General features: G+C 73.2%; 18 protein-coding genes. 9 read left to right on the top strand and 9 right to left on the bottom strand.

What is annotated here, in order from left to right:
• Together ACIBJC_RS23660 and ACIBJC_RS23655 are read right to left on the bottom strand one after the other, a co-directional pair.
• Complete coding sequence (locus tag ACIBJC_RS23660; protein WP_399295549.1) at positions 1–3,495, bottom strand: AfsR/SARP family transcriptional regulator; 3,495 nt, start codon at positions 3,493–3,495, stop codon at positions 1–3.
• A gap of 23 nt (positions 3,496–3,518) precedes the next feature.
• Positions 3,519–3,749, bottom strand: coding sequence for a hypothetical protein (locus ACIBJC_RS23655; RefSeq protein WP_399295547.1), 231 nt, complete (start codon positions 3,747–3,749; stop codon positions 3,519–3,521).
• 218 nt (positions 3,750–3,967) lie between these two features.
• Here ACIBJC_RS23655 and ACIBJC_RS23650 point away from each other — a divergent pair, with 218 nt between their 5' ends.
• Entirely contained in the window at positions 3,968–4,771 is an 804-nt protein-coding gene (locus ACIBJC_RS23650) for a site-2 protease family protein (RefSeq protein WP_399295545.1), read from the top strand.
• A gap of 85 nt (positions 4,772–4,856) precedes the next feature.
• On the opposite strand, the gene ACIBJC_RS23645 is transcribed toward ACIBJC_RS23650, so the two are convergent.
• Positions 4,857–5,039, bottom strand: a complete 183-nt coding sequence (locus ACIBJC_RS23645; protein ID WP_399295543.1) for a hypothetical protein — start codon at positions 5,037–5,039, stop codon at positions 4,857–4,859.
• A gap of 331 nt (positions 5,040–5,370) precedes the next feature.
• Here ACIBJC_RS23645 and ACIBJC_RS23640 point away from each other — a divergent pair, with 331 nt between their 5' ends.
• Positions 5,371–6,768 (top strand): hydrolase, encoded by a 1,398-nt coding sequence (locus ACIBJC_RS23640; protein ID WP_399295541.1) that lies wholly within the window; start codon positions 5,371–5,373, stop codon positions 6,766–6,768.
• A gap of 106 nt (positions 6,769–6,874) precedes the next feature.
• On the opposite strand, the gene npdG is transcribed toward ACIBJC_RS23640, so the two are convergent.
• Positions 6,875–7,639 carry an NADPH-dependent F420 reductase gene (npdG, locus tag ACIBJC_RS23635; protein WP_399295539.1) on the bottom strand — a complete coding sequence of 255 codons (765 nt, stop codon included), beginning with the start codon at positions 7,637–7,639 and terminating at the stop codon, positions 6,875–6,877.
• 136 nt (positions 7,640–7,775) lie between these two features.
• Here npdG and ACIBJC_RS23630 point away from each other — a divergent pair, with 136 nt between their 5' ends.
• Both ACIBJC_RS23630 and ACIBJC_RS23625 read left to right on the top strand, forming a co-directional pair.
• Positions 7,776–8,387 (top strand): hypothetical protein, encoded by a 612-nt coding sequence (locus tag ACIBJC_RS23630; protein ID WP_329825881.1) that lies wholly within the window; start codon positions 7,776–7,778, stop codon positions 8,385–8,387.
• Between the two features lie 104 nt (positions 8,388–8,491).
• Entirely contained in the window at positions 8,492–9,841 is a 1,350-nt protein-coding gene (locus tag ACIBJC_RS23625) for an MFS transporter (RefSeq protein ID WP_399295537.1), read from the top strand.
• Between the two features lie 61 nt (positions 9,842–9,902).
• On the opposite strand, the gene ACIBJC_RS23620 is transcribed toward ACIBJC_RS23625, so the two are convergent.
• Positions 9,903–10,154 (bottom strand): hypothetical protein, encoded by a 252-nt coding sequence (locus ACIBJC_RS23620; RefSeq protein ID WP_399295535.1) that lies wholly within the window; start codon positions 10,152–10,154, stop codon positions 9,903–9,905.
• 71 nt (positions 10,155–10,225) lie between these two features.
• On the opposite strand from ACIBJC_RS23620, the gene map reads away from it, so the two are divergent.
• Complete coding sequence (map, locus tag ACIBJC_RS23615) at positions 10,226–11,083, top strand: type I methionyl aminopeptidase (protein WP_399295533.1); 858 nt, start codon at positions 10,226–10,228, stop codon at positions 11,081–11,083.
• Between the two features lie 212 nt (positions 11,084–11,295).
• Positions 11,296–11,973 carry a heme oxygenase (biliverdin-producing) gene (locus ACIBJC_RS23610; RefSeq protein WP_399295531.1) on the top strand — a complete coding sequence of 226 codons (678 nt, stop codon included), beginning with the start codon at positions 11,296–11,298 and terminating at the stop codon, positions 11,971–11,973.
• 69 nt (positions 11,974–12,042) lie between these two features.
• Here the strand turns inward: ACIBJC_RS23610 and ACIBJC_RS23605 are convergent, their stop codons facing one another.
• The 4 genes from ACIBJC_RS23605 to ACIBJC_RS23590 all read right to left on the bottom strand — a co-directional run bounded on the left by ACIBJC_RS23605 (position 12,043) and on the right by ACIBJC_RS23590 (position 16,561).
• A complete protein-coding gene (locus ACIBJC_RS23605) occupies positions 12,043–12,645 on the bottom strand; it encodes a PhzF family phenazine biosynthesis protein (protein ID WP_399296032.1) in 603 nt (200 codons plus the stop codon).
• 493 nt (positions 12,646–13,138) lie between these two features.
• Positions 13,139–14,761: an HtaA domain-containing protein gene (locus ACIBJC_RS23600; RefSeq protein WP_399295529.1), complete on the bottom strand. Its 1,623-nt coding sequence runs from the start codon at positions 14,759–14,761 to the stop codon at positions 13,139–13,141.
• 59 nt (positions 14,762–14,820) lie between these two features.
• Complete coding sequence (locus ACIBJC_RS23595; RefSeq protein ID WP_399296030.1) at positions 14,821–16,263, bottom strand: HtaA domain-containing protein; 1,443 nt, start codon at positions 16,261–16,263, stop codon at positions 14,821–14,823.
• Between the two features lie 163 nt (positions 16,264–16,426).
• Complete coding sequence (locus ACIBJC_RS23590; protein WP_399295527.1) at positions 16,427–16,561, bottom strand: hypothetical protein; 135 nt, start codon at positions 16,559–16,561, stop codon at positions 16,427–16,429.
• Here ACIBJC_RS23590 and ACIBJC_RS23585 point away from each other — a divergent pair.
• The 3 genes from ACIBJC_RS23585 to ACIBJC_RS23575 are packed head-to-tail and all read left to right on the top strand — an operon-like array spanning position 16,549 to position 19,560.
• A complete protein-coding gene (locus tag ACIBJC_RS23585; RefSeq protein ID WP_399295525.1) occupies positions 16,549–17,574 on the top strand; it encodes a hemin ABC transporter substrate-binding protein in 1,026 nt (341 codons plus the stop codon). The genes ACIBJC_RS23590 and ACIBJC_RS23585 overlap by 13 nt on opposite strands.
• 16 nt (positions 17,575–17,590) lie before the next feature.
• The gene (locus tag ACIBJC_RS23580; RefSeq protein WP_399295523.1) at positions 17,591–18,715 is read left to right on the top strand and encodes a FecCD family ABC transporter permease; all 1,125 of its coding nucleotides are present in this window, start codon (positions 17,591–17,593) and stop codon (positions 18,713–18,715) included.
• Entirely contained in the window at positions 18,712–19,560 is an 849-nt protein-coding gene (locus ACIBJC_RS23575) for a heme ABC transporter ATP-binding protein (protein ID WP_399295521.1), read from the top strand. The genes ACIBJC_RS23580 and ACIBJC_RS23575 overlap by 4 nt, the downstream gene beginning before the upstream one ends.
• The last annotated feature ends 111 nt before the right edge of the window (positions 19,561–19,671 follow it).

Genomic DNA, 19,671 nt, shown 5'->3' with positions numbered 1-19,671 from the left:
TCAGACGAGGGCGGCGGCCTCCTCCAGGGAGAGACCGGCGCCCTCGGCCCGCGCCGCGTCGAACGCCGGGCCGTCGAGAACGGCCCGTGTGGCGGCCTCGGCGGCGGCGAGCAGTTCCCGCTCCCGGGCGTTACTGAAGTGCCCGGCGGGGAGCAGCGCCTCGTACGCGCCGATCAGCCGGGCGGCGTCCAGGGCCCGGCACCCTTCGTCGGCGGGGAGTCCGCTCAGCGCCCAGGCCGCCGTCAGCAGGTGCCCCGCGGCCATCTCGGGCGCGATCATCAACGACAGCGGGGTCAGCGCCGTCCCCAGGGCCACGCGCACGCCCTTCAGCGCCTCGGCGAAGTGGCCTTCCTGGCAGTCCAGCCAGGCCAGGCCGCTCCGTACGAACCCCTCGAACGGGTCCAGGGACTCGTTGCGGAACATGCCGAGCAGCACATTCATCTGTTCCCTGGCCTCGTCGCGGCGTCCGGTACGACCCAGCCGCAGCGCGAGGAAGAGCCGGGCGCCCACCACCGCCTCGTGCCCGCCGTCCCGCTCGCCGCGCAGCACATCGCGCAGGATCCGCTCGCCCTCGTCGCCCGTGCCCGTCTCGAACATCGTCCCGGCCAGCCGGGTGCGCAGCAGGGCCACCTGGCTGAGCGCGCCGAGCCGTTCGGCGTGGCCGACGGCCGCCGCGTAGTCCTCGGCGGCGAGGGCGTAGTCGCCGCGTTTCTCCCGGGCCTCGCCCCGGGCGGACAGCGCCTCCGCGGTGCCCCAGCGGTCACCGAGCCGGTCGTAGATCTCCAGGCTGCGGTCGGCGTCCGCGCGTGCGTCGCCCGCCCATTCGGCACGGTTGGCGAGCACGTTGGCCCGCATGTGCAGCGCGCCGGCCAGTTCCCATTCGTATCCGAACTCCTCGCAGGCGCGCACGGTCCCGTTGAGCGCCACCCGCAGGCCCTCGGCGTCCCCGGTGAGCATGATCGCGAAGAACCAGAGGGTGGCCGGGAATCGGCAGGTCTGCGGGAGCCCCGGCCGGTAGACGGTGGACACCACACCGAGCCAGGCGAGCCGTTCCGTGGAGAGCCAGTCGCCGTTGTCGTGGTCCATGTTGACCATCTCGACCAACCGCACCTGGCGCCGCGCCTCCTGGAGCAGGTCGGGGGCCATCGGCGGCGGCGCGTCCGTGCAGCGCGACAGGATCGGCGGGGCGGGCTCGCCGGGCGGGGCGAACGGATCGGGCCCGAGGGCCGAGGCGGCCTGCGTCCACTGGCGGGCCTCGGCGCGCAGGTCCAGCATCTGCCAGAACCAGACGAGGGAGAGGACGAGGCAGAGTGTCTCCTGCTCGTCGGCGGCGGCCACGGCGCGGCGCAGGGCGGTGCGCAGGTTCTCGTACTCCTGCTGGAGCAGCCGGATCCCGGCACCCTGACCGGGGCCGCGCAGCGTGACGTCGGTGGTGCGGGCCAGTTCCCGGAAGTGGACGAGATGGCGGCGCTCGGTCGCGGCGCGCTCGGTGACACCACGGAACCCCTCGGGCCCGCCGGACTCGCCCGGGTCGCCGGTCCTGTCCGCCTGGCCGAGGCGTTCGGCGGTGTACTCCGCGACGGTCTCCAGCAGCCGGTACCGCATGGTGCCGTCCGGCGCGGGTCCGGCGACGACGAGGGACTTGTCGATGAGGGAGCCGAGCAGCCCGGCGACATCCCGGGCATCGACGACGGGCGCCGACGGGCGAGCCCCCGGGCCGGCGGCCGGGCGGGCGCCGTCGGCGCAGACCGCCTCCGCGGCCGTGAGGTCGCAGCCGCCCGCGAAGACGGAGAGCCGCCGCAGCACGGCGCGCTCCTGGGCGTCCAGCAGGTCCCAGGACCAGTCCACGACGGCGCGCAGGGTCTGCTGGCGCGGCAGTACGGTCCGGCTCCCGCTCGTCAGCAGACGGAAGCGGTCGTCGAGCCGGTCAGCCACCTGACGCGGCGTCAGCATCCGCAGCCGCGCCGCCGCCAGCTCGATCGCCAGCGGCAGCCCGTCCAGCCGGCGGCAGATCTCCGCCACCGCCCCCGGGTCCTCCGCCGGGTCGAACGACGGCCGTGCCGCGCGCCCGCGCTCCGCGAACAGCCGGTGCGCCGGGTCCGGCGGCAGCGGCTCCACCGGGCGCACCACCTCGCCCGGCACCCCCAGCACCTCCCGGCTGGTCGCCAGGACGGTCAGCCCGGGGCAGTGCGCGAGGAGTTCGTCGGCGAGGGAGGCCGCCGCGCCGATCACGTGCTCGCAGTTGTCGAGCAGGAGGAGCATGCGGCGGCGGGCGCAGTGCTCGGTCAGCCGTACGAGCGGTTCGCCGGCGTGCCGGTCGGCGGCGCGCAGTTCCTCGGCCCCGGCGCCGCGCAGTACGGCCTCCCGCGCGCCGAGAGCGGTGAGGACGGCCTCGGGGACCGTCGCCGGATCGTCGACGGGGGCCAGCTCGGCCAGCCAGACGCCGTCGGGCCAGTCCCCGGCCATCAGCTCGGCGGCCTCCTGCGAGAGCCGGGTCTTCCCGGCCCCGCCGGGCCCGAGCAGGGTGACGAGCCGGGCGCCGCCGAGGTCGCTCCGTATCGCCTCGATGTCCGCCTCGCGCCCGACGAAGCTGGTCAGCCGGGCGCGGAGGTTCCCAGGGCGTACGGGCGCGGGGGCGAGCGGCGGAACGGGGGCGCCGGGGCCGTGGGCGGGGGTGCCGTTGGTGAGGGGGCCGACGGATATCTCCGGTATTTCCGGGGGGCGCGGGGCCTCACGGCCCGTCCCCTCGCTCCCGCCGCTTTCGCCGCTCCCGCCGTGCAGCAGCTCCCCGTGCAGGGCGCGCAGCTCCGGGCCCGGGTCGGTGCCCAGCCGGTCCGCGAGGGCGCGGCGCACCTGCTCGTAGGCGGCCAGCGCCGCCGCTGGGCGCGCCGCGTCGCGCAGGGCCCGGATCCGTAGCGCCTGGAGGGGTTCGTCGAGCGGGAACTCGCCGCAGAGCGCGGCCAGTTCGGGCAGGGCCTCGTCCGCCCGGCCCAGCGCGAGCGCGGCCGTCAGCCGGGTCCTGCGGGCCTCCATCCGGCGGGTCTCCCAGCGGGCCGCCTCCGTCGTACGGTCGGGGAGGTCGGCCAGCGCGGGCCCGCGCCAGAGCGCGAGCGCGTCGTCCAGCAGGTCGGCCGCCTTGGCGGCGTCGCCCGCCTCCAGCGCCTGCGCGCCCTCGCGGGCGAGGGAGCCGAAGCGGTGGAGGTCCACGTCGTCCTCGTGGGCGCGGAGCAGATAGCCGCCGTTCTCCGAGGCCACGGCCGAGGCGCCGAGGACCCGCCGCAACCGTCCGACCAGCGCCTGGAGCGCGCCGACCGCGTCGGCGGGCGGATCGCCGTCCCAGACCTCCGCGACGAGCACGCCGACCGGGACGGTACGGCCCGGCCGCAGCGCCAGCACGGTCAGCAGCGCGCGCAGCCGGGCGCCGCCGAGGGCGGCGGGGGTGCCGTCGGCGTGCTGGGCGAGGGTGGGGCCGAGAATCCGGTAGCGCGGGCGCATGGGCCCATTGTCCTGGACGGCGCTCACCGGGACCGCCCCGCGTGCGGTGACGCCGGACGCCGGGGGACCGCGAGGAGCCCGGCTCGTCCGTCGCGGGCGAGCACCCCGCCCGTACCGTCACCCCCGCCCGTACCGTCGCCCCAGCCCCTCGCCCCGTTCCCGCCCGTTGCCCCGCTCCCGCCCCTCGCCCCGGCCTCGTCCTGCCCCCGGCCGTCCTGCCGCCCGTCGTCGTACGGGATCGTCCACAGCGCCATGCGCCCAGCCTCCCCGGAACCGTGCCCGGGGGCGAGACGTTTTCCGCGTGTCGGACGTTCGGGAAGAGTCGGCGGTACGGTCGGGGAGGTCCCGGGCCGTACGGTCGCGCCACGCCCGCCACGCCCGCCACGCCCGCCACGCCCGCCACGCCCGCCACGCCCGGCCCGCCGGACCAGCCCTCCCCGGGGAGCCCACCCACGACCACGGAGCCCCAGCTATGACCAGCGTCACCTCCCGCCACAGCGACCGCCGGATCTCCCCCGTCTTCCTGGGCATCGTCGCCGTCACGGCGGTCACCGGCTGGGCGGTGTGGACGGACTTCGCCGCGGACATCAGGATCGGCGTCTTCCTCTTCGTCACGGGCGCGTGGATCACCTCGCTCTGTCTGCACGAGTACGCGCACGCCCGCACGGCGCTGCACAGCGGCGACATCTCGATCGGCGCGAAGGGCTATCTGACGCTCAACCCGCTCAAGTACACGCACGCGCTGCTGAGCATCGTGCTGCCCGTCATCTTCGTGATCATGGGCGGGATCGGGCTGCCGGGCGGGGCGGTCTTCATCGAGCGGAACCGTATCCAGGGCCGCTGGAAGCACAGCCTGATCTCGGCGGCCGGGCCGCTGACGAACGTGCTGTTCGCGATCGTCTGCACGGCGCCGTTCTGGCTGGACGCCCTGTCCGGCGTCCCCCTCGGCTTCCGTTACGCGCTCGGCTTCCTCGCCCTGCTCCAGGTCACGGCGGCGCTGCTGAACTTCCTGCCGGTGCCCGGCCTGGACGGGTACGGGATCATCGAGCCCTGGCTGTCCCACAAGTTCCGCCGCCAGGTGGAGCCGTTCGCACCGTTCGGGCTGCTCGCCGTCTTCGGTGTCCTCTTCATCCCCGAGGTGAACATCGCGTTCTTCGACGGCATCGACGCGCTGCTGCGGGCGCTGGGCGTCTCGGAGTTGGAGACGTACTGCGGCCGGAACCTCTACAGCTTCTGGACGAGCCGGCAGGAATTCGTGTGCGGGCCTGTCGGATAACGGGCCTGGTCGAATAACGGGCCTGCCGGACAGCGGCCCTTCGGGCAGCGGGTCTGCCGAACGGCGCACCTTCGGGCAGCGCTCCCTACGGCTGGGCCGCCGCCCGCTCCGCCTTCGCCTTGCGTACGTAGTACCAGGCCATGTTGGACGAGAGCCCCGCGAGCAGCACCCACACGACACCGAGCCAGATGCCCTGGGCGAAGGAGACCACGGCCGCGGCCACGGTCAGGACGCAGACGGCGAGGGCGTAGAGAGCGAGGCGGGGCATGCGGGTCGGCTCCTGTCGGGGGCGTTCCGGGCCGGTGGACCCGGCGAACCGGCCAGGACCCGGGGGTCCGGGATGGACCGGGGGGGCGTCGTACGGCCCCAGTCTCCCTCAGACCCGCCGGGCGGCGCACGCACGCCCCACACTCACCGGCCACCCACCCGCCACCCACCGGCTGCCGACCGACCACTGACCGGCGCGAGCTACCCATCGGTAAGGGTGAGCGTCCAGGCCATGCGACAGGGAACGGAAGGCAGAGTCCTCGGTTTTCGGGGCAGAATACTTCGCCCCTGCGCTACCTGACGGGGGTCCGCGCGCCCGCTAACGTCAGCGCGTGAGCCTCTGGACTTCTCTTGAGCCCGCGTCCACCACGGTGGCCCCTGGCGACACGACCACCGTGCGGCTGCGTATACGCAACACCGGTGATGTCGTCGACGAATACCACTTCGTTCCCGTCGGTGATGTTGCCCCGTACATCACCGCCGAACCCACTTCCCTCCGACTTTTCCCGGGGACCACGGGCGTCCTCGAGCTCACCTTGTCGCCGCCCCGTACCCCGGACGCGACCGCCGGGGCGCATCCGTACGGGGTGCAGGTCGTCCCGACGGAGCACCCCGAAGCCACCACGGTCGCGGAGGGCAACGTCAGCTTCACCCCCTTCACGGAGGTGCGGACCGAGCTGGTCCCGCCGACCGTGAAGGGATGGTTCCGCGGCCGGCCCAAGCTGGCCATCGACAACCTCGGCAACACCCGCCTCACCGCCTCCCTCTCCGGCAGTGACAACGGCGACTCGCTCTCGTACGAGATATTTCCCGCCAGCGTGCAGATCGAGCCGGGCCGCGCCGTGTTCGTGGACGCGAAGCTCAAGCCCCGGCACATCATCTGGTTCGGCCAGAAACAGGAACGGCCGTACACACTGGACCTCCAGCGATCGGGAACGACACCGCTGGAGACGGACGGGACCTACGTACAACGGGGCTTCCTGCCCCTCTGGCTCGCCACCCTGCTGAGCATCCTCCTCGCGCTGGCGATCACCTTCGCCGTGCTCTGGTTCGCCTACAAGCCCGCGCTGCGCAGCCTCGCCCAGGAGAAGTCCCAGTCGGCCGCCGCGCGTGCGATCCCCAATGCGGAACCGTCGAAGCCGCCGAGCCTGCCCTCGGCCGAACCGCCCGCCCCCGCACCCAGCACTCCTGTGCAGGAGTCACCGGCCGAGGAGAAGGACAGCGGGAAGTCGGGCGGCGGCGAGAAGGAGAAAGAGGAGCCGACCGAGCCGGTGGAGAACACCGCGGCGGTCGCCGTGACCAAGCTGAACGAACGGACCCCGGGCCGGCACGTCTGCTACCGGGCCTATGTACGGGGCACCGGCTGGCAGGACCCGGTCTGCGACGGCCTCACCTCGGGTACGGAGGGCCAGGACCGGCCCATCGAGAGCATCAACATCGCCGTGTCCGGCACGAACGGAATGGCCGCCAACGGGTACATCGAGAACACGGACTGGGAGCCGAAGTGGAAGGGCGGCGAGAACCTCAAGGACGTGTACATCGGCACCCCGGACCAGGAAGCGTTCATGCGGGGAATGGCGATCAGCGTCGGTGAGGGCAGCGTCTGTGTCACCGCGCGGGTCCACAGCCAGGAATGGCTGGAGAAGGCGTGCACCGACCCCGGTGGTTACAAGTTCGGCGGGACCTTGGCCAAGGATCTGGCGCTGGAAGCCTTCAAGCTCATCGTGTGACGACGGAAACCCGAGCCTGACCGGCGGAACGCCCGATGCCGGCCCACCACCGGGCCGGCATCAGGCCCTCACGGTCACGACCACGTCTCCGACCGACCACGCCCCGCTAGGCGCCCGGCTGGACGCCCTTCGGCTCGACGTCCGTGATCCGCAGCCCCGCGTGCGCCTTGTAACGGCGGTTCACCGAGATCAGGTTGGCCACCAGCGACTCCACCTGGTGGGCGTTGCGCAGCCGCCCGGCGAAGACCCCGCGCATGCCCGGGATCCGGGCCGCCAGCGCCTGGACGAGGTCGGTGTCGGCGCGGACCTCGCCCAGCACCATCACATCCGTCTCGATCCGCTCGATCTCCGCGTCCTGGAGGAGCACCGCGGAGAGGTGGTGGAAGGCGGCGGTCACCCGCGAGTCGGGGAGCAGGGCGGCGGCCTGCTCGGCGGCGCTGCCCTCCTCGGGCTTCAGGGCGTACGCGCCCTTCTTGTCGAAGCCGAGCGGGTTGACGCAGTCGACGACCAGCTTGCCCGCCAGCTCCCCGCGCAGGGCCTCCAGCGTCCTGGCGTGCCCGTCCCACGGCACGGCAACGATGACGATGTCGCTGCGGCGCGCGCAGTCGGCGTTGTCGGCGCCCTCGACGCCGTTGCCGAGTTCGGCCGCCGCCGCCTCGGCCCGGTCGGCCGCCCGGGACCCGATGATCACTTTCTGTCCGGCGCGCGCCAGCCGGTAGGCGAGCCCCTTGCCCTGCGGCCCCGTACCGCCCAGCACACCGACGACCAGCCCGGAGACGTCAGGGAGGTCCCACGGGTCCTTGGCGGCGGGCCTGGCCGCGGGCTCGGCGGTGGGCTGGTCGGGCGTGCTGCCACTGTCCGTTGAAGTCATGGTCAGACTCTACGGGTCGGTAACCGGGCTCCCCGCAGCCCCGTTCGCCGGTAACAGGGGTCCCGGCGGCCCCGTTCGGGTGAGAGGGGCCGGGACCCGCCCCGCCCCGCCCCGTACTGCGGCAGGATGCGGGCCCATGGATGCCGTACGCGTCGCCCTGCTCCGCGAAGTCCTCACCGGTACGCAGTGGCCGTCGGCGACCCGGCGGTTCGCGGGGGCGCTGCGCTCCTCCGTCGTGCCCCAGGGCGGCGGGCTGCTGCTGGTCGGGACCGAGGCGTACGAGCCGTGGCACCTCGCCGCGCACCTCGTGGACGAGGCGGCCTGGTCGGGCCAGCCGGAGCTGAACCCCACCCTCGTACGCCACCGGGTGCTGCCCGGCGATCCGGCGCATCTCGCCGTCGGGCTCGGCCGTCTGGAGGCGGCGGGCCGGGGCGAGACGCTGCTCGTCGTGGCACCGGAGCGGCCGGACGGCGGGCTGCTGGAGCGGGTGCACGACGCGCGGCGCGCCGGGGCGACGGTGCTGTCCCTGGACGGTGGCGACGCGGACGTACGGGGGCTCGCGCACGACGCGCTGACGGTGGCGGCGGCGGACGCGGCGCAGGGCGTGGACCTGGACACCGTGCAGCATCTCGTGGCCGCCGCCACCGGCGAGAACAGCCTGCCGGCGCCGCGCGGGCGGCGCCGCTTCCGGGACCGGTTGTCGCGGCTGGCGGACCAGTTGACGGCGCCGCCGCCCGCCCGCTGGTGAGTCACCCGGCCCGCCCCGCCGTCGTCGGGTGAGCCGTCCGGCCGCCCCGTGCGTCGCGCGATCGGCTTGCCGTGGCACCCCCTGGCCACGCACCATGGCCTCTCGTGACCACAGCCCCCCTCCGTTCGATCCGCTCGATCCTGCCGGACCTCTCCCCGCTCCGCTCCTCCCGGGATTTCCGGCTGCTCTGGGTGCAGGGGCTGGTGACGACCTTCGGCAGCTTCATGGCGATGATCGCGCTGCCGCTCCAGATCAAGGACCTCACCGGATCCCCGCTGGCCGTCGGCGCGATGGGCGCCGTGGAGCTGGTGCCGCTGATCGTTTTCGGGCTGTACGGCGGGGCCCTCGCCGACGCCGTCGACCGGCGCCGCGTCATCCTGCTCACCGAGGCGGGGCTCGGTCTGCTGGCCGCCGTCCTGCTGATGAACGCCCTGCTGCCGCGCCCCATGCTGTGGCCGCTGTACGTCGTGGCCGCCGGGGTCTCCGCGCTGGCCGGGCTCCAACGGCCCGCGCTGGACTCGCTGATGGCCCGTATCGTCCCGCACGACCAGCTCACCGCCGCGGCGGCGCTCAACGCGGCGCGCTGGCAGCTCGGCACGATCGCGGGCCCCTCGGTGGCGGGCGTCGTCGTCGCGTACGCCGGTCACGCCCCCGCGTACGGGATCACGATCCTGGGCTTCGCCGCCTCCGTACTCCTCTGTCTGCGCCTGTCGCCCGCGCCCGCCGCGCACAACGCGGAACGCCCGTCGCTGCGCGGCATCGCGGAGGGCGCGCGCTACGCGTGGAGCCGGCCGGTGCTGCTGGGGACGTACGCGATCGACCTGGCCGCGATGTTCTTCGCCTTCCCGAACACGATCTTCCCCTTCCTCGCCGACGAACTGGACGCGCCCTGGTCGCTCGGGCTGATGTACGCGGCGGGCGCGGTCGGCTCGGTCCTGCTCAGCGTGACCAGCGGCTGGACCTCACGGGTGCGGCGGCACGGCCTCTTCGTGGTGTTCGGCGCGGCGGCGTGGGGGCTGGCGATCACGGCCGCCGGGTGGTTCTCCGACATCTGGCTCGTGCTGGTCTGCCTGGCCTTCGCGGGCATGGGCGACACCCTGAGCGGGCTGGGCCGCTCCACCATCTGGAACCAGACGATCCCCGAGGAGCTGCGCGGCAGGCTCGCGGGCATCGAGGTGCTCTCGTACAGCATCGGCCCGCAGCTCGGCCAGGTCCGCGCGGGCGCGATGGCGGGCTGGACCGGGACCAGGCCGGCGATCTGGGGCGGCGGGGTCGCGTGCGTGGCCACGGTGGGGCTGCTGGCGGCGGTGCTGCCGAAGCTGGTGACGTACGACGCGGACACGGACGAGGACGCGCTGCGCCGCCGCGCCCAGAAGCAGGCGGCGACGGCCGCGCAGGAGTCGCCCGCTCCGGGAGCGATCACGGGTACGGCGACGGAGACGGCGGCGCCCTGAGCACACGGGGTACGCGGGGCGGGGGAAGCCCGCAGGTGAGCCACCCCCGGCCTCGGACCCCTCAGGCCCGTCCGTCCGGTCCGCCCGATCCGCTCTCCCCGCCCTTCGACGGGTCGTGCCAGCGCGGATCCGTCTCCCACTCCAGATTGCGCTCCCGCGCCGTCTCCATCGCGTGCTCCGCCTCCTGGCGGCCGGCGTACGGCCCGAAGCGGTCCTTGGCGGGGCAGTCGGGCCCCTCCTCCACCTTCTGGTGCCGCAGGCAGTAGTACCACTCGCCGGGCTTGCCGACCGTGCGCTTCTTGAACAGGGCCATCATCGGCTCCCTTCCTCTGACGTCATGCTGCCCCACCTGGGCCGGTTGAGCCCTGCCATAGACTCGCCGGTATGTCTGGCCAGTCGCTGCTCGTACCAGGGGAGATCACTCCCGTCCGTTCCGTGCCCGGAAAGATCCGGCGCCCCGAGTACGTCGGGAAGCCCGCTCCCACCCCGTACACCGGGCCGGAAGTGCAGACCGCCGAGACGGTGGAGCTGATGCGGATCGCCGGGCGCATCGCCGCCCAGGCGATGGAGGAGGCCGCGAAGCTGATCGCGCCGGGCGTGACCACGGACGAGCTGGACCGGGTGGCGCACGCGTACATGTGCGACCACGGGGCCTACCCCTCGACGCTCGGTTACCGGGGGTTCCCCAAGTCGCTCTGCACCTCCGTCAACGAGGTCATCTGCCACGGGATCCCGGACTCGACCGTGCTCCAGGACGGCGACATCGTCAACCTGGACGTGACCGCGTACATCAACGGGGTGCACGGCGACAACAACGCCACCTACTTCTGCGGGAACGTCGACGAGGAGTCGAAGCTCCTGGTGGAGCGGACCCGTGAGGCGCTGAACCGTGCGATCAAGGCGGTACGGCCGGGGCGCAGGATCAATGTGATCGGGCGGGTCATCGAGTCGTACGCCAAGCGGTTCGGCTACGGCGTGGTCCGCGACTTCACCGGGCACGGGATCAACTCGTCCTTCCACTCCGGGCTGATCATCCCGCACTACGACAGCCCGCACGCCACCACGCTGATCGAGCGGGGCATGACGTTCACGATCGAGCCGATGCTCACCCTCGGCACGTACGAGCACGACATGTGGGACGACGGCTGGACCGTGGTGACGAAGGACCGCAAGCGGACCGCGCAGTTCGAGCACACGCTCGTGGTGACGGAGTCGGGCGCGGAGATCCTGACGCTGCCCTGAGCCGTACGTACGCACGTAGGTACGCCTGACGCCTGACCGCGCGAAAACCCCGGGATTGCCATGTGGCGATCCCGGGGTAACGTTTTTACCGACAGGACGTCGGGAACCATTGACTTAGGTAAGCCTAAGTAAGAGTATCGGTCATGGCGGCCGTACGCCGTATCCGCTGCCAGTCCGTCCTTCCCGTCCCCCTCGGTCTCCGGAGGCCCGCCTTGGACGCAACCGCCACCACCGCCACCGCCGCCACCCCCTTCTCCACGCTGATCCGGGTCGCCTCGCACGAGAAGCACGACGAGGCGAACGCGGCGCCGTTCATGAGCAACCTGCTCGGCGGCCGGCTCGGGGTGGACGCGTACACCCGGTACACGGAGCAGCTCTGGTTCGTGTACCGGGTGCTGGAGGGCGCCTCCGAGACACTGAGAGAGGACCCGGTCGCCGGGCCCTTCATCCAGAACAAGCTGGCGCGCACCCCCGAGCTGGAGCGCGACCTGGCGCATCTGCGGGGCGCCGACTGGCGTACGGGGCTCGAACCGCTGCCCGCGACGGCCGCGTACGCCGCACGGGTCGAGGAGTGCGCGCGCGAGTGGCCCGGCGGGTTCGTGGCGCACCACTACACGCGCTACATGGGCGACCTCTCCGGCGGCCAGATAGTCCGCGACAAGGCGGAGAAGACCTATGGCTTCGCCCGCAAGAGCGACGGCGTACGGTTCTACGTCTTCGAGGGGATCTCCAACCCGGCCGCCTTCAAGCGCGGATACCGGGAACTGCTGGACACGATCGCGGCGGACGACCTGGAGAAGCAGCGGATCGTCGACGAGTGCAAGCGCGCGTTCGACTTCAACGGGGCGGTGTTCGAGGAGCTGAGCGCGGAGTTCCCGCTGAGCGCGTAGGCGTACGTACGGGGGCCGGGCAGCTCAGGCGGCCCGGAGCCCCCGGGGCTCCTCTGGGCTCCTCGGGGCTCAGAGGGCGTGCTCCGTGAGCAGCCGGACGCGCCCGCCGATCTCGATGGTCCCGTCGGGGCCGGGGGCGGTGATGAGCTGTGAACCCCGGCCCTGCGTGATGTTCAGCGCCCGCCCGAGCCGCGCCGTGAGCAGCAGGGCGGCGGCGCCGGTCGCCTCGTCCTCCACGATGCCGTCGTCCCGGCGCGGGAAGGCCCGCGCCCTGACCCGCCCCGCGGCCTCGTCCTCCCAGGCCCACGCGTACAGCCACCCCTCACCGGGCGGCGGCGCTGCCAGCGCGTCGACCTCGGCGGCGGAGGCGTACTGCTCCAGCGCGCGCGGCGGCGCCCACTCGGGACGCGCGGTGATCCACGTGAACTCGCCGTCCTGCCGCACCCAGACCTCCCCGGCCGGCGGGTTCACGGCCTCCAGATCGAGCAGCCACGCCGCGCCGACGAGCGGATGCCCGGCGAACGGCAGCCGCAGCCCGGGGGTGTAGATGTCGACCACGCCCCGCTCGGGGTCGTCGACGAAGACGGTCTCGCTGTAGCCGAGTTGGGCGGCGATGGCCTGCCGGGCCGCCGGGTCGGGGTGGTGCCGCCCCTCGCGGACGACCCCGAGCATGTTTCCGTGCCGGCCGTCGGCGCCGCAGAAGACGCTGAGCACGTCGATGTCAGCCACGGTCAACGTCTCGGTTCCAGCCCCAGTCACAGTCACGCACGCATTCAAACATCACATCAGCAACAGCGGCATCGTCCCACGGCTCCTTCCGGAACGACCGGCCGCCCAATGGCCCACTTCTCGCACTTCTCCGCACACACCACCCGCCGGGCGAACCCACCCGCAAGCCTGCGACGGACCCCAGCGACACAGGTGTTCCCCAGTGGCCCCCTCCCCCCGGCCGCCCCCTCCCACAAGGCTGTACCAGCGGTGGAGGGACGGGGGTCACGGGTGGAGCGCAGCGACATCGGCGAAGCCGACGCGACGCAGGAGCGCCCTTGACGCACGGCCCGGAACCGCGACCATCAGAACCGGAGGGGGCGGCCCCGCCCGCCATCAGGCACCCTGGGCGACCTCGGTCGCCCCTCGGCACGAACCCGCCGCCGTGTCGCGTCCGTTACGCCGTGCCCTCTTCCGCCGGTCGGCGCCGGCGTGCCGCGAAGACCGCTGCCGCTCCCGCTGCCGCGATGGCGCCCGCCGCGCCCAGGAGGGCGCCGGTGGGGATGTCGGAGCCCGTGGAGGCCAGGGCGCCGCCCGTACCGCCGCCGACCGTGCCGCCGCCCACGGTGCCGCCCGTGGTGCCCGAGCCGCCGGTCGTGCCGCCTGTGGTGCCGCCGGTGGTGCCGCCCGATGTGCCGCCTGTCGTGCCGGGGAGGTTCGCGTCGGCGTCCAGGGAGATCGCGAGGGTCAGCGGGTCGAGGGCCGTGGCCTCCGGGTACATGCCGCCGAACGCCTTGGTGCCGTCGGCGGTGAGCGTCGCCGGGACGGCGTTCAGGGTGACGACGCCGTCCTTGGCGGCCGGCAGGGTGGCCGGGACGTCGAGGGTGGCGAAGGTGAGGTCCTTGTACGAGGAGACCTTGTGCGTCTCGCGGTCCTTGGTGGAGACGTCCGTGACCAGCGTGCCCTTGCCGTCCTTCACTGTGACCTGGAGGCCGCTGAGCCGCATATCGAGAACGTACGTACCGTCGGACTCCCGGTGGCCCAGGAAGCGGACCGTACCGCCGAGGGAGGCGTCGAGGGTCCCCGTGGCCGCGTCGAAGGCGCCGGTGGCCTTCGGGAAGCGGTAGGCGGCGCCGCCCGGCTGGGTGGCGCCGTCGCCGAGTTCGACCTTGCCGGAGGCGATCGGGCCGGTGACGTACGACCGGAAGGACGCCTTCACGCCCCAGTCGAGGTGGCCGTCGACGATCGCGCCGTCCTCTGCGGACGGGGCCGACACCGAGGGCGTGACGCCCGGTCCGGCCGAGGGCCCGGCGGTCTGGGTGGGCCGGGTGGTCGGCGCCGCGGAGGTGGGGGGCGGCGTCGGAGTCGGGGTAGGCGTCGCTCCGGTGGGGGGCGGCGTGGGGGTGGGAGTGGGGGCCGGGGAGGAGGCCGCCTCGTACCCGACGGAGAGGGTGGCCTTGTCGAGTTCGGTGCCCTCGGCGTACATACCGTTGAACGCCTTGGCGCCGTCGGCGGTCAGTTCGGCGGGGATGTCCTTGAAGACCATCGTGCCGTTGGCGTTCTCCGGGCGGATGCCCGTCAGGTCGATGGAGGCCAGCTCGATGTCCTCCTGGGTGGCGCCGTTGAGGGTGACGTCGGCCTCGATGGCGCCGCCCGTCCCCGAGGTGACCAGTTCGATGTCGGCGATCTTGATGTCGAAGCCGTGGGCGGTGGAGGAGAAGCGGACGCCGCCGTCGAACTCCGTCGCCACGTCGTTCGTCGTGGAGTCGTACGTGCCGGTGCCGTTGACGAAGGTGAACGGTCCGTTGCCGGTGGCCTGGGTGGCGCCGTCCGAGGGGGTGATGGTGCCCGCGGCGATGCCCGTCACGTACTTACGGAAGGACTCCTTCAGGCCCCAGTCCAGGGTGCCGTCCTTCAGGACGAAGTCCGGGGCGGCGCCGGGCGCGGCGGCCGGGGCGGCGGCCGGCGCGGCGCCGAGGCCGCCCGACGCGAGCGCCGGGAGGGTGAGCACGGTCGCGCCGAGTGTGACCGCCGTCGCGATGGCGGCGGCGAGAGCGACGGGACGGCGAGTGGCTGCCATGGGCGGGGTACTCCTCGATGGTGTGAGACAAGACATGTCAGGGGGAGAGAACGGGCCCGTCAGCCTGCGTCGGGCGGGCCGGTGGGACCGGAAGAGCTGGGCGCGCCGTCCGGCGCCGTGGCCGCGCGGCGCCTGCGCGCCACGAAGACCGTGACTCCGGCGGCCAGGACCACCCCGGCACCGATCGCCGTGTACGTTCCCGCGCCCACGGAGGTGACGGAGGTGACGGACGACTCGGTGTCGGTCCTGGTCCCGGCGGTCTCCGTACCGGACGGCGTGGGTGTGGGCGCCGGGGTGGCCGTCGCCGCGTCGCTGCCCAGGTCCGGGAGCGCGGGGAGCTTCGCCTTCGGGTCGACGGTGACGGCGAGCGAGACGGGGTCCATCTCCGTACCGGCCGGGTAGAGGGAGCCGAAGCTCTTGGCGCCCTGTTCCGTCAGTTTCGCCGGGGTCTCGGTGAGGGCGGCGAGGCCGTCCTTCGGGGTGAAGTCCTTGGCTTCGAAGGTGACGAGGGGGACGGCCTTGCGCGGCGGGCTGCCCTCGGCCGCGTCGGTGACGTCGGCGGAGAGCGTGCCCTTGCCGTCCTTCACCGCCACGGCGACCTTGCTCAGCGTCAGGTCGAGCCGGGTGCCGGTGAAGCGGACGCTGCCCGCGAAGTCGGCGTCCAGAGTGCCCTTCTTCGCGTCGTAGGTGCCCTTGCCCCGGGGGAAGCGGAAGAGCGCGCCGCCGTCCTGGGCGCCGTCGCCGAGCGTCCACGTGCCCCGGGCGATGGAGCCGGTGACGTACTCGCGGTACGTGCGGCGGACGCCCCAGTCGACGGCCGCGTCTTGAAGTGCGGCGGTCGTGGGCTTCTCCGGTGTCCCGGCGCCCTTCTCCTTCTCCTCCGCGTCCGGTGACATGGTCGCCGTCGGCGCCGCCGTCCTCTTCGCCGCGGTGACGTCCACGGAGAGGCTGACGGGGTCGAGCGCCGTACCGGCCGTGTAGTACCCGGCGAAGGCCGTCGCGCCCTGTGTGGTGAGGGTCGCCGGGACGTTGCTGAGGGCGATCGGCGAGGAGCCGCCACGCATGTCGATCCCGGAGAGGTTCAGCGAGGCGAACGGGACCTGGGAGGACGTGGTGACCTTGCCCGAGCCCTTCGCCTTGCTGACCAGGTCGGCGTGGAGGGTGCCCTTGCCACCGGAGATCCGCACGGTGGGGCGGGAGACGCTGAGGTCGAGTTCGTACGAGCCGTCGGACTTCTGGTGGCCGACGAACCGTACGCCGCCGGAGAACGCGGAGCGGAAGGCGCCGCTGTCCGGGTCGTACGAACCGGTCGCCGAGTGGAACCGGAACTGGCTTCCCACCGTGGCCGCTCCCCCGGTGAGGCCCCAACTGCCTTGCGCGATGGGCCCGGTGACATAGCTCAGGAAGGAGGATTTGATGCCCCAGTCCAGCCTGCCGCCCTGCACCGTACGGTCCGCCGCGTGCGCGCCGGCGGCCGGGAGCAGGGCCACCGGCAGCGCCATGAGAAGCGCGAGGAGCGCGAGGGGCAACGTACCGGGGATCCCGCCGGGGTACCGGGCGGAGAACCCGACGCGGTACGGACGCACGGGTCTGAAGGACAGCATGGGGTCACTCCCGCATCTGACGTGAAACAGCCTCAGGCCTGGAAACCGAGGTAAGGCTAACCTAAGCTACTTCCAGTCCGTGCCGGAACCCTTCCGCCACAGAAGCCTTGAACTTGAGCTTGACCTCGACCTCGACCTCGAACTCGACCTCGAACTCGAACTCGACGAAGGACGGTGCGCTCCGTGCGCAGATCACGCCTGGCGGGTGCGCTCGTCTCCGTGCTCGCCCTCGCCCTGGCCGCCACCGGTTGCGGCGGAAACGGCACGGGCGGTACGGGCGGAACAGGGCAGCCGGAGCAGCGCGCCGGGGCGGCCGGGGCGGCCGACCGGGTGGAGCCGCCGGCGGCGGCCCCGGAGCCGCGACTGCCCGTCACCGTCGGCTCGGCGGACGGCAGGAAGGTCACCGTCGCCTCCACCGACCGGATCGTGCCGCTGACCGGATCGCTGAGCGAGATCGTCTTCACGCTCGGCCTCGGCAAGCGGGTCGTGGCCCGCGACATCACCGCCACGTTCGAACAGGCCGCGAAACTGCCCGTGGTCACGCGCGCCCATGACGTCTCGGCGGAGGGCGTGCTCTCCCTCAGGCCGACCCTCGTCCTCGCCGACACCACCACGGGCCCCGCCGAGGCCATCGGGCAGATCCGGGCGGCGGGCATCCCGCTCCTCGTCGTCGAACCGGCCAAGAGCCTCGCGGATGTCGGCAAGCGGATCGACGCGGTGGCCGGGGCACTTGGCGTCACGGCGGCCGGGACGGAGCTGAAGGAGCGTACGGAGAAGCGGATCGCCGCCGTACAGAAGGACATTCCGGCGCGCGAGGGCGAGCGGAAGCCGCGTGTCGCCTTCCTCTACCTGCGCGGCTCGGCCTCCGTCTATCTGCTCGGCGGCGCCGGCTCCGGGGCGAGTTCGCTGCTGGAAGCGGCCGGCGCGGTCGACGCGGGCAAGGAATCAGGGCTCACGAAGGACTTCACCCCGATCACCAGCGAGGCCCTGGTGAAGGCCGCGCCCGACGCGATCCTGGTGATGGCGAAGGGGCTCGCGTCGGTGGACGGGCTCGACGGCCTGGTGAAGATCCCGGGCGTCGCGGAGACACCGGCGGGGATGGACCGCCGGGTCGTCTCCGTCGAGGACGGGGTGCTGCTGAACTACGGCCCGCGTACGGACGAGGTGCTGGCGTCGATCGTCGAGCAGCTCTACGCGGACGAGAAGTGACGGGACGGCACGAGAAGTGACCACCAGTCCCGCCGCGCGGACCTCGAAGGCGCCGAGCCCTGCGCCGGACGGTCCCGGTCCCGGCTCCGAACCCGACCGCGGCGAGCGGCGGCGCCCCGGTGCCACCGTCCTCCTCACCGCCGGGCTCCTCGGCGGGCTCGTCGTCCTCTGCCTGTTCTCCGCCGGGATCGGCGCGTACGACATCCCCCTCGGGGACGTCCTCGCCTCCCTCCAGCACCGGTTGGGGCTCGGCGGCGCGCCGCTCGACCGGGTCGGGGAGAGCGTGCTGTGGAACGTACGGCTCCCCCGCGTCGTCCTCGCGCTGCTCGTCGGCGCCTCGCTCGGCTGCGCGGGCGCGCTGATGCAGGGCGTGTTCGGCAATCCGCTCGCCGAGCCGGGCGTCATCGGGATCTCGTCGGGCGCGGCGGTCGGCGCGGTCGCCTCGATCGCTCTGGGGCTGAGCTTCTTCGGCAACTGGACGGTGACGGTCTGCGCGTTCGTCGCGGGGCTGGCGACGGTCCTGCTGGTGTACGCGCTGTCCCGCTCGGGCGGCCGTACGGAAGTGGTCACGCTCATCCTCACCGGCATCGCGGTCAACGCGTTCGCGGGCGCGCTGATCGGGCTGTTCGTCTTCTTCGCGGACAGCGCGCAGATCACCCAGATCACCTTCTGGCAGCTCGGTTCGCTGGCCCAGGCGACCTGGCCGAAGGTGCTCGCGGTGCTGCCGTGCGCGCTGGCCGGGCTGGCGTTCGCGCCGCTCGCGTCCCGGAAGCTGGACCTGCTCGCGCTCGGCGAACGGCCCGCCCGTCACCTGGGCGTGGACGTCGAGAAGCTGCGGATCCTGCTGGTGCTGGTCGTCGCGCTGCTGACCGCGGCGGCGGTAGCGGTGGCCGGGATCATCACGTTCGTGGGGCTGCTCGTCCCGCATCTGCTGCGGATGGCGAACGGCCCGGGCCACCGCTTCCTGGTCCCGGGCAGCGCGCTCGGCGGTGCGCTGATCCTGGTGGCGGGCGACCTGGCGGCCCGTACCGTGGCGGCGCCCGCCGAGCTTCCGCTGGGGGTGCTGACGGCGCTCTTCGGCAGCCCGTTCTTCTTCTGGCTGCTGCGCAGGACCCGTCGTAAGCAAGGTGGTTGGGCATGACTCTGCGTACAGCGGTCGGCGGGCTGTTCGCCGTGCGGGGGCGCGTCCTGCCCTCCCCCGTCGCCCCCGGCTCCCCCGTCGCCGAGGTCGCCGGGCTCCATCTGCGGCTCGGGCAGCGCGAGGTGCTGTCCGGGATCGAGCTGACCGCGCGCGCCGGGGAGGTCGTCGCCCTCGTCGGGCCCAACGGGGCCGGGAAGTCGACCCTGCTCGCCGCGCTCGCCGCCGATCTGCCGGCCGACCGGGGCACGGTACGGATCGACGGGCGCTCCGTACGGGAGTGGTCCCCGGCCGAACTGGCCCTGCGCCGCTCCGTACTGCCGCAGGCCGCGACGCTCTCGTTCCCCTTCCCGGTCGCCGAAGTCGTACGGATGGGCCGGGCGCCGTGGGCCGGGACCGTACGGGAGGACGAGGACGACGAGGCGGTCGCGGCGGCGATGGCGGCCACCGAGGTCGCCGCCTTCGCCGCCCGCCCCTTCTCCGCGCTCTCCGGCGGCGAACGCGCCCGGGTCGCGCTCGCGCGGGTCCTCGCCCAGCGGGCCCCGCTGCTCCTGCTCGACGAGCCGACCGCCGCGCTCGACCTGCGCCATCAGGAACTCGTGCTGCGGCTCTGCCGGGAGCGTGCGGCGGCGGGCGACGCCGTGGTGGTGGTCCTGCACGATCTGGGGCTGGCGGCGGCGCACGCGGACCGTACGGCCGTGCTCCACGACGGGCGGATCGCCGCCGAGGGGCCGCCCTCCGAGGTCCTCCGCGACGAGTTGCTGAGCCGGGTCTACCGCCAGCCCGTGGAGGTCCTGCCGCACCCCCGTACGGGCGTTCCGCTGATCGTGCCCAAACGTCCCGGCTGACGCTGCCCCCTTGACCGTCGCGCGCCCTTCTTGACCCTGGCTTTGCCCTGCCGTGGGGCGGCCGAGGGGCTGCTGTGACCTGCCTGTGTCCGGGTGTCATTCCGGGGCGGG

The organism is Streptomyces sp. NPDC050509 (genome assembly GCF_044457965.1).
Taxonomy (GTDB): Bacteria; Actinomycetota; Actinomycetes; order Streptomycetales; family Streptomycetaceae; genus Streptomyces.
The sequence above is the reverse complement of the archived record's forward strand: the minus strand, read 5'-3'. Positions and strand labels throughout refer to the sequence as shown.